9 protein-coding genes are annotated in these 14,640 nt (G+C 32.8%); 6 read left to right on the plus strand and 3 right to left on the minus strand.

All coding sequences use genetic code 11. The features are described from left to right. Nucleotides 1–168 precede the first annotated feature (168 nt). Nucleotides 169–2,535, minus strand: coding sequence for a glycoside hydrolase family 3 N-terminal domain-containing protein (locus FUA26_RS01385; protein ID WP_147130680.1), 2,367 nt, complete (start codon nt 2,533–2,535; stop codon nt 169–171). A gap of 83 nt (nt 2,536–2,618) precedes the next feature. After that, nucleotides 2,619–3,641 carry a LacI family DNA-binding transcriptional regulator gene (locus FUA26_RS01390; RefSeq protein ID WP_147130681.1) on the minus strand — a complete coding sequence of 341 codons (1,023 nt, stop codon included), beginning with the start codon at nt 3,639–3,641 and terminating at the stop codon, nt 2,619–2,621. A gap of 188 nt (nt 3,642–3,829) precedes the next feature. Here FUA26_RS01390 and FUA26_RS01395 point away from each other — a divergent pair, with 188 nt between their 5' ends. Genes FUA26_RS01395 through FUA26_RS15755 form a run of 6 tightly spaced genes read left to right on the plus strand, consistent with a single transcriptional unit; the run spans nt 3,830 to nt 12,110 of the window. Continuing rightward, nucleotides 3,830–4,879: a tartrate dehydrogenase gene (locus FUA26_RS01395; RefSeq protein ID WP_147130683.1), complete on the plus strand. Its 1,050-nt coding sequence runs from the start codon at nt 3,830–3,832 to the stop codon at nt 4,877–4,879. A 6-nt stretch (nt 4,880–4,885) separates the two neighbouring features. Next, nucleotides 4,886–5,518, plus strand: coding sequence for a cyclase family protein (locus FUA26_RS01400; RefSeq protein WP_147130684.1), 633 nt, complete (start codon nt 4,886–4,888; stop codon nt 5,516–5,518). After that, nucleotides 5,519–6,922 (plus strand): four-carbon acid sugar kinase family protein, encoded by a 1,404-nt coding sequence (locus tag FUA26_RS01405; RefSeq protein WP_147130686.1) that lies wholly within the window; start codon nt 5,519–5,521, stop codon nt 6,920–6,922. A 3-nt stretch (nt 6,923–6,925) separates the two neighbouring features. Further along, complete coding sequence (locus FUA26_RS01410; RefSeq protein WP_147130688.1) at nt 6,926–8,191, plus strand: MFS transporter; 1,266 nt, start codon at nt 6,926–6,928, stop codon at nt 8,189–8,191. Next, nucleotides 8,181–9,206: a Gfo/Idh/MocA family protein gene (locus FUA26_RS01415; RefSeq protein WP_147130690.1), complete on the plus strand. Its 1,026-nt coding sequence runs from the start codon at nt 8,181–8,183 to the stop codon at nt 9,204–9,206. The genes FUA26_RS01410 and FUA26_RS01415 overlap by 11 nt, the downstream gene beginning before the upstream one ends. Nucleotides 9,207–9,254: 48 nt before the next feature. Further along, complete coding sequence (locus tag FUA26_RS15755; protein WP_222611741.1) at nt 9,255–12,110, plus strand: DUF5060 domain-containing protein; 2,856 nt, start codon at nt 9,255–9,257, stop codon at nt 12,108–12,110. 47 nt (nt 12,111–12,157) lie between these two features. On the opposite strand, the gene FUA26_RS01430 is transcribed toward FUA26_RS15755, so the two are convergent. Beyond that, nucleotides 12,158–14,545 carry an outer membrane beta-barrel family protein gene (locus FUA26_RS01430; protein WP_246109047.1) on the minus strand — a complete coding sequence of 796 codons (2,388 nt, stop codon included), beginning with the start codon at nt 14,543–14,545 and terminating at the stop codon, nt 12,158–12,160. Nucleotides 14,546–14,640 lie beyond the last annotated feature (95 nt).

Genomic DNA, 14,640 nt, shown 5'->3' on the forward strand with positions numbered 1-14,640 from the left:
ATATTTTTAATTTAAAATAATGAGAGAAAACATTGTTATTACCGGAGCAAATGGTGGTGTAGGTAGTTTATTGTCACATGGATTATCAAAATTAGGGATGACATTCTAGTGAATAAGGCAAAATATACTCAGGAAAATGTAAACGTATTAAGGGTTAATAAATAAATTTTAATTAGAAATTATATTGTTTTTTGAGAAAAACTCATTTCGTTCTTTTAAAATCACTTGCTTACCATTAATGGTTATTTTTCCTGATAATTTAATGTCTAAACAAGAAGCTCCAATTTTAAATTTATAAACACCAGGATCAATAACCCACTGTTTATTTTTATAATAGGCTAACTGTTGCGGAGATACTAAAAATTCAATAGTTTTTGTAGCCCCTTTTTCTAGATATACTTTAGTAAAACCTTTCAATTCAATGGGTTCTAAATGTGTGTTTTCCTTTGGTGGTGTTATGTATAATTGTGCAATTTCGGCTCCGTTATAAGCGCTATTATTAGTTATAGTAAATGTTAACGGAATTTTTTTTGTATTTATTGAAACAGTTTCAGGCATTTTTAAATTAGCATATTTAAATGATGCATAACTTAGTCCGTATCCAAAAGGATACATGGGCATATCATTTTTATCATAACCTTTGCTGTAAACTATAGGGGCTTGTTCATTATGTTTAGGGTAAGTAACAGTTAGTTTAGCTGAAGGGTTAACCTTTCCCGTAATAATATCTGTTAATGCATTACCACCTTCTTCTCCTGGAAACCAAGCTTGAATAATAGCAGCACATTTGGGAGCTAATTCGGTAATAATTTGTGGCCTACCACCAAAAATAACCAATATTACAGGCTTGCCTGTGGCTTGTAATTGTTTTACAAAAGTTGCCTGCTCACCCGGTAAGTGAATATCTTTTCTATCTCTGCCTTCTCCAACTAAATATAGGTGTTCACCCATAGCAGCAATAATTACATCACTTTCGGCTGCTATTTTCAAAGCGCGTTTTGTATTTGGTTCAGGAAAATCTTTAACCCCTATATATGCAAACTTTTTAATACGCTCATCACCAATTTTTTCGTTTGGTTGTTTGTTGTTAATTTTTGTCCAATCACAGCCTCTTTCAAAATTAATTTCAGTAGTGGTTCCTAATTTATTCTGCAGTCCTTCAAGTAAAGTAACAAGTTTAGGGTTATTTGGGTCTACTGGTTCCGATCTAAAAAAAGTAGATAATGATTGATGTGTATAATCGCCTAATAAGGATTGAACAGCATTGGCATTAGGGCCAACAACGGCTAATTTTTTTGTGTTTTTTGAAAGTGGTAAAATACCATTGTTTTTTAGTAAAACTATAGCTTCACATGCGGCTTTATAAGCTAAAATGCGGTTTGCAGGCGGATCTAAATCAACAGGGTTTGTTTCTGGTCGCTTATATTCTAATAAACCAAGGTTTCCTTTTGATATTAGCACGCGTTTTAAAGCTTTATCTATAACGCTTATTGAAATTGTGCCTTTATTAATTTCATTTTTTAAATACGGGAAACTCATACCAAATGGGAGCTCAACATCTAATCCTGCTTTTAAACTTAAAATACCTGCTTCAGGTTCGGTTTTAGCATGTTTATATTTTGAAAACACTTGCTTAACAGACCAAAAATCTGATACAACAACACCATTAAATCCTAATTCTTCTCGTAGTATAGTTGTTAGTAATTCTTGGTTTGCAGAACAAGGTATGCCTTTAATTTGATGATAGCCTGCCATGGCATTTTGTGCGTTACCAAGTTTAATTGCCACTTCATGCGGTAGTAGTGTTTCTTCATAGAAATTTTTTTCATCAAAATCACCTTTGTAGCCATAACCAGCAAAGTGTTTTATGGTTGTAGCAACTCCATTTTTTAAGTTGTTAGTTTGCATACCTTTTACAAAAGCTAAACCCATGCTAGCGGTTAAATATGGTTCTTCTCCAAAGCTTTCTTCAATTCTTCCCCAATGCGCATTTCTGCAAATGTCTAACATTGGCGATAGTACGTGAGTAGCTCCAACACTACGCATTAATTTAGAAGTATTATTACTGTTTTTTTCAATTAAATCAGGATTCCAAGAACAGCCCATGCCAATTTGCTGAGGCAAAGTTGTAGCTCCTTTTGTAGAAAACCCACTTATAGCTTCTTCTGAAAAAATGGCTGGTATTTTACTTTTTGTTTCGTTAATTAAATAATCTTGAAGATCTGCAATTGCAATTTTTAATTCAGTTGGATTTGTTTTTAAATTACCTGAAAACTGTGCTAAATACCCTATGCCGTATGGAATTTTTGTTCGGCAAGAATCTAATGATAATTTTTTACCATCCATTAAATCTTTCATCCAAATACCTTGTAGCTGTGCTATTTTTTCTTCTAGCGGCATACTTTTTATTAATGAATCTACTTTTGCTTCAAGTTGTATTTTAGAATGTGCAGTATTTTCTAAAGTATTTTCTTTTCTTTTAGAAGAACAAGCCACTAACAAAACTATAGTTATAATAAGAAGAAATTTATGCATGGTAATTTTTGAATTTAAAAACAAAATTAGGCATGCCCAAGCGCTAAGGTTATAACAAATGTTTTTTTTTAAGAATCAAACGGTTATTTTCGTTTATTTCTGTTGGTTGAATTTCTAATGACTAATTCCGATTTTAAAACGTGTTGCGTATGTGTTGTGGTTTTGTTTTTAATATTACTAAAAATTAGTTGTGCCGCTTCAAAACCCATTTGATAAGCAGGTTGATCTATACTTGTTAATGAAGGTTCTAAAAGTTCGTTTACGGGTTCATTGTTAAAACCAATAATGGCTAAATCCTCAGGAATGTTTAATCCGCGTTCTTTAGCAGCAAGCATTGCAGAAATAGCCACTTGATCACTAAAAGCTATAATACCATCGGGCGGCGTTGGTGCATACAATAATTTTCTGGCAGCACTTAAGTTACTTTCTTTAGTAAAATTACAATATTCAATAAGTTTGTTGTTTTTATTAATATTAGCGTCTTTTAAAGCTTGTTCATAGCCTAATTGCCTTGTGTTACTAATTTGTAAAATTGGCGGACCACCAATAAAAGCTATATTTTTACAACCAATTGATGTTAGGTGTTCTGTAGCATCATAAGCCGCTTTAAAATTATCTATTACAACTTTATCGGTATCAACTTCATCACATTGTCTGTTAAAAAACACTAGTGGAATTTGTTTCTTTTTCAACTCTAAAAAGTGATCAAATTGTTTGGTTTCACTGGCTAAAGATATTATTAAACCAGAAACGCCAACCTCTATAAGTTCTTCTATTAAGCTTTTTTCGCGCTCAAAAGATTCGTTAGACTGACAAATAATGAGGTGCATACCGTTTTCTTCGGCAACTTTTTCAATACCACTTATAGCCATGGCATATAAATGGTAACTTATTTTAGGAACAATAACACCAATAGCATTTAATTTTCTAGGTATAACGGTTTCAGGAAATTTTGCATCAAAATAATTAAGTTCATTAGCTACATCTATCACTTTTTTTCGCATAGGTTCACTAATCCTTGGGTTATTTTGAAGTGCTCTTGAAGCTGTTGATGTTGAAATATTTAAGGCTTTTGCAATGTCTTGTAATGTAGCTTTCTTTTTCAATATAATTTAGTTTATTGGTTTTCAAATGTAAATCTTAAAAAAACTTTATGCAAAATATTGCGCAAATTTTTTGTCAAAAATTGTGGTTTTATCATGTTTTATTATGTTTTTTTTCTATTTTTGAAAACAAATTAGATAAAACAACTAACACAGTGCAATATTTTGCGCAAAAGAAAATTAAAAATTAAATGAGTAAAAATTACAAAATAGCGGTTGTTCCAGGTGATGGTATAGGTAAAGAAATTGTACCAGAAGGATTACGCGTTATAAACGCAGTAGCAAAAAAACATGGTTTTTCAATTGATACTGAGTCGTTTGGTTGGGGTGCTGGTTATTATTTAAAAAATAATGAGTTTATGCCTGCAGATGGATTAGAAACACTTAAGGCGTTTGATGCCGTATATTTTGGGTCTGTTGGTTTACCTGAGGTTGATGATACCTTACCTGCTAAAGATTATACGTTTAAAGTACGTACAGGTTTTAATCAGTATGTAAATTACAGGCCAGTTAGAACGTATCCTGGTGTTCAGCGCCCTTTACGAACAGAAAAGCATATAGACTTTGTTATTGTTAGAGAAAATACCGAAGGTGAATTTGTGCAAATGGGCGGACAGTACTTACCTGATGAAGCCAATGGTATGGGAACAGATACCAGTGTATTTACCAGAAAAGGTATTGAACGTGTTGCGCATTACGCATTTAAATTAGCTAGAACTAGACGTAATAAGGTAACCCATATTACAAAATCTAACACTTTAATTAACAGTTTAAGCTATTGGGATAGAGTTATTAAAGAGGTTGCGCAGCAATATCCTGATGTAGAGCATGAGCAAATGTATATTGATAACTCTACAGCTATGTTTGTTTTAAAACCAGAAATTTTTGATGTGGTTTTAACAACTAATTTATTTGGCGATATTTTAAGTGATTTAGGTGGTGCCGTTATGGGAAGCCTTGGTTTAGGTGGTAGTGGAAATATTAATCCAGAAAAAGAATTTCCTTCAATGTTTGAACCTATTCACGGTTCTGCACCTGATATTGCTGGTAAAAACATAGCAAATCCGTACGGCCAAATATGGTCTGCAGCAATCATGTTAAATCATTTAGGTGAAACCGAAGCTGCTAATAGTATTATGGAAGCTATTGATAAAACTACAAAAGCAGGTGTGTTGACGGTAGATTTAGGTGGAAATGCTAGTACTTCTGACGTAGCCGATGCTGTTATTAAAAATTTATAAGTATACATGAATATTGTAGATCTTACATTAACATATTCAAACAGTTTTAGTGGTTTTTCAAAAGAAACTGCTAAAACTGTTAAAAATGATGGCTGGAATGCAAGTACACTTACATTTTATTCACATTGTGGTACACACATGGATGCTCCAGTTCATTTTAATGTAAGTAATCAAACTATAGATAATATACCAGTTACAAACTTTGTAAGTAAAGCATGGGTTATTAATGTAACACATGTGGGTGCAAAGGGATTAATTGAAGTGTCTCATATTCCTGAAGCTATTCTAAAAGCCTACAAAAAAGGCGATAGTTTAGTGTTTAAAACAGGATGGTCTCAATATGTAAACACACCTAAATATCGTAATGAATTACCACGAATTAGTGAAAATTTAGCACATTGGTGTGTTGAAAATGCGGTTAAAATACTTGGTGTTGAACCGCCATCGGTTGCCGATGTAAATAACATTGATGAAGTAACAAAAATTCATAAAATATTATTGCAAAGTGTTGTAATTGTTGAAGGTTTAACCAACCTAAACCAATTAACAACCAACTGTGTAGAGCTTATTGCTTTACCACTTAAAATTGAAGGAGGCGATGGTGCTCCCGCAAGAGTTATAGCTATAGAAAAGTATTAAATGAACAATGTATTATCTAACATATTAGCTACATTACCAAAGCCTGAAAACACCAATTACAGAAGCTTAAACCAACAACTATTCAACAAACTAAATAAGGCGTGTATTGTAATTGATGATGATCCAACGGGTAACCAAACCGTTTACAACATTCCGTTGCTAACCAATTGGAACGAAACGGTTTTTATTGAAGAATTTACCAAAGGCACTCCTGTGTTTTTTGTGTTAACTAATTCTAGAAGTTTATCAGCTAAAGAAACTAAAAAGGTGTATACTGAAATTGCTCAAAACATCTTAAAAGCTTCTAAAATTTCAAAACGTGAATTCGTAATTATTAGTAGAAGCGATTCTACGTTGCGTGGCCATTTCCCGTTGGAACCTTCAACTTTAAAAATTAATTTAAAACTACAAGATGCTATTACAGTGTTTTTACCTGTAATGTTTGAAGGTAATCGTGTAACGGTTAATGATACCCATTACATTTTAGATGATGATATTTTAACACCTGTTAATAACACACCGTTTGCTCAAGATCATTCGTTTAAATATTCTAAAGCAAATCTTAAAGCGTATATTGAAGAAAAATCTGAAGGAAGTATTAAAGCATCCAGCGTAATTTCTTTTTCTTTAGAAGCTATAAGAACCAAAAGCACTAAAGAATTGGCTGATGCCATAACAAGTTTACCTAAAAGTTGCTACTGCATTTTTAATAGTATTAATTATTCAGATTTAGATAAGGTAACCCAAGCACTCTTATTGGCTCAACAAAATGGTAAGCAAATTATTTACAGAACATCAAGTTCATTTGTGCCGTCATACATTGGCCAAAAACCTAAAGATATTTTAACTGCTGAAGATGTAATTGTTACAAAAACCAATACTGGAGGGTTAACTATTGTAGGGTCTTATGTAAAAAAATCATCTGATCAACTTAAAGAAGCATTACAACTTTTTAATGCTACCACCACATTTGAAGTTGATGTTGAGAAGGTTTTAAGTGAAAACTCTAATGAATACATTCAAGCATTTGTAAATAAGTTAAATATTGTTTTAAAATCAGGTGAAGATTGTATTGTTTTTACCAGTAGAAAATTAATAACAGGAACTGATGCATCAACAACAATAAATATTGCAGCAGTAATTTCAAATGCTTTGGTAAAAATAGTTGAAGGATTAACCACCCAACCCAAATATTTAATTGCCAAAGGCGGTATAACATCGCATGATTTAGCCACAAAAGGCTTAAAAATGAGACGCTCAAAAGTAATTGGGCAAATTCAGGCAGGTATTCCTGTTTGGAAAATGAATAACCAAACTAAATTTCCCAACTTACCTTACATTGTTTTTCCGGGTAATGTTGGCTCCAACAAAACTTTAAAAGACGTAATAACTAAATTAAACTAAATAATGAGTAAACCCATACCAAAAAAAAGATATTGGTTTTTTGCTGGTTCTTTTTTAATAACCCTTCTTTTATATATTGATAGGGTTTGTATTTCTTCAGCTAAAGATGCCATTAGTTCCGATTTAAATTTAACCGATATACAAATGGGTTGGGTGCTTAGTGCTTTTGCATTAGGTTATGCATTATTTCAAGTGCCAGGAGGTGCCATGGGCGATAAATATGGCGTTAGAAAAGTAATGACTAGCATTATGGTATTATGGTCAATTTTCACAGCATTAACCGGTGCTGCATGGAATTATATTTCAATGCTTTTCTTTAGGTTTATTTTTGGTGCAGGTGAAGCTGGTGCTTTTCCAAATATTTCAAGGGCCGCTTTTTCTTGGGTGCCAACAAAAGAGCGTGGTGTATTTCAGGGTATTAACTTTTCAGGTTCTAGATTAGGTGCGGCATTTGCTCTACCTTTAGTTGCCTATTTAATTGATGCTTGGGGTTGGCGAAGTATATTTTACTTTTTTGGGGTCATTGGGCTTATTTTTGCAATATGGTTTTTTGTTTTCTTTAGAAATAAACCTGAAGAACATAAAGGATTATCTGATAATGAAAAAGAATTTATAATTAAAAACAGGCAGCATGAAGTTGAAAAAAAAGGTGGAAACTTGCCAATAAAAACAGTGCTTACTTCAAAAAATGTAATTTTAGCCATGATACAATACATAGGCAGTAATTTTATATTTTTCTTTATGCTTACTTGGTTATTTCCCTACATTAAAGCTAAATACGAGTTAAGCCTTGTTGCAACGGGTTTTTACGCCATGTTACCATTATTAGCTGGTGCTTTTGGAAATTGGACCTCAGGTTTTATGGTTGATAGTATTTACCGAAAAGGACAGTGGAAACGTTCAAGACAATTACCCGCAACCATTGGTTTTGTTTTAGTGGTTATTGGTATTTTATCTAGTTTATACATGGATACGGCTTTGGGTGCAGTTTTATGTTTATCTGTTGCAATTTTTGGTGCAGATATGACTTTAAGTCCATCGTGGTCATTTTGTATGGATATTGGTGAAGAAAACTCAGGAAAAGTGTCAGGTATGATGAATATGGCAGGTAATTTAGGATCTTTTACAACCGCGTTAGCATTTCCGTATTTACAAGAGTGGACAGGGTCTAACGAGCCATTTTTTTACGTAGCAGCTGCTTTGGGCGTTGTTGCTATTTTTTGTTGGTCTTTTATGAATCCGAATAAAAAATTAAATAATGCAGAATAAATTAAAAGGTGTTGCCATTGGTGCAGGGTATTTTAGTAAGTTTCAATATGAAGCGTGGACACGTATTCCTGATGTTGAAATTACGGCCCTTTGTAATTCAAATATAGAACGCGCAAAAAGCATTATGGAACCTTACGGTGTTAAAAAACACTACACAGATTATAAAGAAATGATTCTTACAGAAAAACCAGATTTTGTAGATATCATTACACCGCCCGAAACACATTTTGAAATGTGCAAGTTTGCTGCAGATAATGGTGTGCATATTATTTGCCAAAAACCGTTAGCGCCAACGTTTGAAGAATCTAAAAAAATAGTAGACTATGTATCTAGTAAGGGTGTACGTTTTGTAGTGCACGAAAATTTCAGATTTCAACCATGGCACAGAGAAATAAAAAAAATTATAAACAATAACGATATTGGAGATATTTTTAGCTTAAACTTCAGGTCGCGTATGGGTGATGGTTGGGGCAATGATGCTTATTTAGCAAGACAACCTTATTTTAGAGATTATAAAAAACTACTCATTTATGAAACAGGTGTGCATTTTATTGATACATTTCGTTACCATGCAGGTGAAGTAACCAGTGCCTATGCTATTTTAAAGCGCTTAAACCCCGTTATTAAAGGTGAAGATTCAGGATTGGTAGTACTAAATTTTGAAAATAAAGCGCATGCTATTTGGGATGCCAACCGTTATAACGAAAATAACTTTAAAAAATCTAGATATACCTTTGGTGAATATTTAATTGATGGTTCAAAAGGCTCAATCCGTTTGTATTCTGACGGAAAAATAACAATTCAAAAATTAGGGGAAGCAGAAAAAGAACATCAATACACGCACAATGATGTTGGTTTTGCGGGCGACTGTTGCTATATTTTTCAACAAGATTTTATTGATAAACTATTCACCGGTGAACCTTTTGAAACCAGCGGAAAAAATTATTTAAAAACATTACAAGTGCAAGAAGCAGTATATAAATCTGCGCAAATTAACGCTCCTGTAGTTTTATAAATTAATATAAAAAAAACAAACTATTTACATACTAAACTATTATTAAACATGCAAAAACTATCTGTTTTACTAGCAATAATGCTTTTCACAATATTAAATGTGAAAGCTCAAAAAATAGAAGGGCCTTTAAAAAAATGGCATAAAATTACTTTAAGTTTTGAAGGCGATGAATTAAGTGAAAGTGATGAAGAAAATCCGTTTTTAAACTACAGATTGAATGTGATTTTTAAACACAAGAAAAAAACAATGGTTATTCCTGGCTTTTTTGCAGCCGATGGTAATGCCGCCGAAACAAGTGCAAAATATGGAAAAGTTTGGCAAGTAAGGTTTATGCCCGATGAAGTAGGCGAGTGGAGCTATGAGGTATCATTTAGAAAAGGTGAAAACATAGCTGTAAGTGATGATTTTTATGCAGGTAAACCGGTAAGCTTTAATGGAACAAAAGGTAGTTTTACAGTTACTGAAGCTGATAAAACAGGAAATAATTTTAGAACTAAAGGAAGATTAAAATACACAGGCAATCGTTATTTAAGATATGCTGATACAAATGAAGCATTTTTAAAAGGAGGCGCAGATAGTCCTGAAAGTTTTTTAGGATATTATGAGTTTGATCAAACACCAGCATCACACAAATATGAAGCCCATGCAAAAGATTTTAAACAAGGTGACCCTACATGGCAAAATGGCAAAGGAAAAAACATTATAGGCGCCTTAAATTACTTGGCTTCAAAAGGCATGAATTCTGTGTACTTTTTAACAATGAATATTCAGGGTGATGGTAAAGATGTGTGGCCTTGGACTAATGAGCATGAGCGCTTTCGTTTTGATTGTAGTAAACTAGACCAATGGGAAATTGTTTTTGATCATATGGATAATTTAGGTTTAATGCTTCATATTGTAACCCAAGAAACTGAAAATGAATTGTTGCTAGATTTAGGTGAAACCAAAACCATGCGAAAATTATATTACCGTGAATTAATTGCACGTTTTGCACATCATTTGGCTGTTACTTGGAATTTAGGTGAAGAAAATGGCCCGTTGGTTTGGACCCCAAAGGGACAAACAGATAAAGATAGAAAGGCTATGGCTAAGTATATAAAAACGCATGATCCGTATCATAATTTCGTAGTTTTACATACGCATGCTAATACCAATGCTCAAAATTTATATTTAACCCCACTTTTAGGATATGAATATTTAGATGGCCCTTCAATGCAAACCCATCATCCGCATAATGTGCATGATATTACTGTTAATTGGATTAATGAATCTGCAAATTATAATAGACAATGGGTGGTTTGTCAAGATGAAATTGGGCCGGCAGACACAGGTGCAAAACCTGATGCTGATGATCCTGATCATGATGATATTAGAGCTCATGTTTTATGGGGAAATTTAATGGCAGGTGGTGCCGGTGTAGAGTGGTATTTTGGTTATAAATTTGCACACCACGATTTAACTTGCGAAGATTGGCGCTCTAGAAACAATGTGTGGGAGCAAACTAAACATGCTTTAGATTTTTTTAATACCCATTTACCGTTTGATCAAATGGTTTCTAGTGATAATTTAACACCAAACACACACGATTATGTATTAGCAAAAACAGGTGATGTTTACGCGGTATACCTTCCTAAAGTTGAAGAAACAACATTAAATTTACCAGGAAGCAGAGTTAAATACTCAGTAAAATGGTACAATGCTAAATCTGGTGGTAACCTGCAATATGGTAGTGTTAAAACAGTAAAGTCTGGTGAAAACGTTTCAATAGGCTTACCACCTTCACAAACAGGTGATTGGGTTGCTCTAATAAAAAACACATCAAAGAAAAAAAATACTGAAAGTAAAAATAATGTTGTAGTGTTAAATGCAATTCAAGATTTTACAATAGATGAGACTTCTGATGCTGTTTATTATACAGAAAATAAACGTGGTACATTTGCAATAAATGCAGGAAAAAAAGATCAGCGTGATAAACAAGCTAAAGCTTTTACTGTTTTTAAAGGTGCTACTGGCTTTTACACAGGTGTTTTAAATACGGTAGCTGAAAATGACGGTGAATCTACTTATGAAATTAGAATAAATAACGATGGTTTAAAAAAGGTTAAAAATCCGCAAGCGCCAGAATCTTTCAAAAATACACGTTTAGCCATAGGAGCCCTATATTTAAAGCAAGGAGATACTATAACTATAGGCTCTAAAGCACTTACAAATGGAAGAATACCTGAAGGCGATGAAACAGCTTGGGCTAGAGGTCGTTGGAGGTCTTTAGAGTTAACTCCTAAAATCTTCAAATTAAAAGAAACATTAAAATCTGTTACCCCTTTTGAAGAGAAAAACGGTGTCTTAGAAGTTGAAGGTGAAGCATTTCATTACAATACAAACAATGGTAGCCCAAGAAAGTTTTATATAAATGCATATGAAGGAGATTTTCCTTTTACAACAAGACATGGAAGTCATGCTAAAACAGCAAGTGGTAAAGCTTATATTGAAGCTATGCCAGATACAAGAGTAACACATAAAGATAAATTAATTGTAGGTGAAAACTTTTTCCCTATGCCGGGTACTGGCGGTATAGTATCTTATAAAGTTAAAATTAATACACCAGGAACTTATTATGTGTGGGTTAGAGCGTTTTCATCTGGTCCAGAAGACAATGGTTTGCATGTTGGTGTGAATGGTGAATGGCCAGAAAGTGGACAACGTATTCAATTATGCCAAGGAAAAAATAAATGGACATGGTCATCGGCGCAACGTGTACCAGAAAACCATTGCGGTTACAAGCAAACTATAACATTAACATTTGATAAAGCTGATGAATATATTGTTTCTTTCTCAATGCGAGAAGATGGTTTTGAGCTTGATAAATGGATGTTAGTTATGGATAAAAATTACATACCTGAATAAAAAATGTTTTAGTAGTTAGTAAAAAAGGCGTTAGGTTACATTGTAATTTAGCGCCTTTTTCCTGCATATTCCATAGCTTCACCTTTACCAAAACCATAACTTAACCCAAGGGTAATAAAGCGTCCGCGTTGGTTTTCATTATATAAATAGAAGTTAGGTTGTATGGTTTCGTATTTTTCAATGCGAGATGCAAAAATATCTCTAACACTAAGGTTAATTACGCCTTTACCTTTTAGTATTTTTTTTCGCAAACCAAGGTCAGCAAAAATTACTTCGGCTTCATTACCTTGTACAGTTTCTGTTTTAGAGGTGTAATTACCGGTAATTTCAAAATCTATATCGGCAGGTAGCTTTAGTTTACTGGTTAGTTTACTTGTCCATTGGTCTGCATCAAAATTTATTGAGCTGTTGTTAAAAGTACCTTTACGTTTAAATGCGTTATAGTTAATATCTCCATTAAAAATTAGCCAGTTAGCAACAGGATATTTTCCGTTAAACTCAATACCAACAGCACTTGTGGTACCTAAATTTAAAGGTTTAAATGTGTTTACGTTGTTTTCAAAAGTAGAAACGCTACGTTCAATAGCATCGGTTGTGTAACGGTAATATATACCAAAGTTTATAGAGGCTTTCCCAATGTTGTATATGTTTGTTAGCTCATATGAATCTGTAAATTCAGGTTTTAAATCAGGGTTTCCGGTTCTTATGTTAAAATTGTTTCTAATGTTAAAAAACGGATTTAAATCCCATAACCTTGGCCTGTAAACACGTTTAGAATATCCAATTTGTAACGAATAGGCATCAGTTATTTTATAGGATGCATGTAAGCTAGGGAATAGGTTGGCGTAGTTTTGTTTGTTTTGTGCGTTGGTGTTTTTTAAAAGTGTTTCTAAATCTGTGTTTTCTAATCGTAAACCTATTTTAACACCCCATTTTTCACCTTCGTAAGCAGCAGTTCCGTAAATACCTAAAACGTTTTGATTAAAATCAAAAATATTGGTTTGGTTGGCATCAGTAACATAATTACCATTTTCAAAGTTTTGAACTTCGTAATCATTGCTAACATTATTTAATACGTATTGTGCACCAGTTTCTATAGTAAACACATCATTAAATGGTTTGGTGTAATCTAGTTTAAAGGTGTAATTAGCTTCATCAAAATCTGTTCTGGTTTTTTGCAAGTTATCACGGTTATCACCGGCTATGGTAGTGTCTTCAAAATTTGAAGCCTGTTTTTTACCAAAAAAGCGCCCTAAAGCACTAAATAGCAGCATGTGGTCTTCATAATCATCAAAATCTTTTTTATACTGAAGTTCATATTGGTATTTAGGGTTAGTTGCTTCGGTTTCCTCGGTACGTTTCCAAACGGAAGCGTTTGTGTTACTTTCATTTGTAAAGCTAAAATTTGTTGCCGAAGGTTGGTCTTCAACTTCATAGGCATAACTTCCAGATAATGTTAAAACATTGTTATCGTTTATATGATAATCTGTACCTAAAATTATATTATAAAACGTTTCGTTTCGGTATTCGGTACCGCTAGAATTTAGGGTGGTGTTATTAATCAAATCTTTATTAATACTTAACCTATCATTAGGTAATTTACGATACCCAACCCCTAACTGACTGAATAAATTGAATTTTTCGGTACGTCTGTTTAAACTCAATCCAAAACTATGATTTGTTGGAGTTCCTAAATTTAAACTAGCAGAACCATTTAAGCCTTTTCGTTCTTCTTTTTTTAATATAATGTTAATGATACCCGAAGTTCCTTCGGCATCATATTTAGCAGAAGGGTTTGTTATAACTTCAATACGTTCAATCATGTCTGCTGTTATTGTACCTAAAGCATTGCCACCATCACTAGCAATCACCGATGGTTTTCCGTTTATAAGTATTTGAACTCCTTGGCTACCTCTAAGGCTAATGGCGCCTTCAATATTTACGTTAACCGAAGGTACATTGTTTAATATTTCTAAAGCACTAGCACCTGTGCTACTTAAATCTTTACCTATATTAAAAATACGTTTATCTAATTTAAATTGTGTTTTTGAAACTTCAGCTTCAACAATCACTTCATTAAGTTGCGCTAAATCTTCAGTTAAAAAAATGGTGCCAAGATTTATACTGTTATTTTTTATTATAAACTCATTAATTACTTTAGTTTTGTAACCAATAAAGCTAATTTCAATATGAAATTTTGAACTATTAGTTGATAAATTAAAGGTACCATCATCATGCGTAGTAGTACCATTTATGTTCTTTTTGGTTTTAGCATCTACAATTATAACCGATGCATAATTAACAGGTTGTTTACTACTAAGTTCTAGTACTTTTCCTGTAATATCTATGGTTTTATTTTGAGTAAATGCCATAACCGATACGCAAAAAAATAAGCATAATAATGTAATATGCTTTTTTGTTTTAATAATGTACATGATTTAAATAATAATTAATTGAAAAATAATTAACTGATTAATAATTTAGCTATCAAATTAATTAAATAACACCTAGTTATTTCTATAATTTTAGA

This window comes from Seonamhaeicola algicola, assembly GCF_007997385.1.
Classification (GTDB): Bacteria; Bacteroidota; Bacteroidia; order Flavobacteriales; family Flavobacteriaceae; genus Seonamhaeicola; species Seonamhaeicola algicola.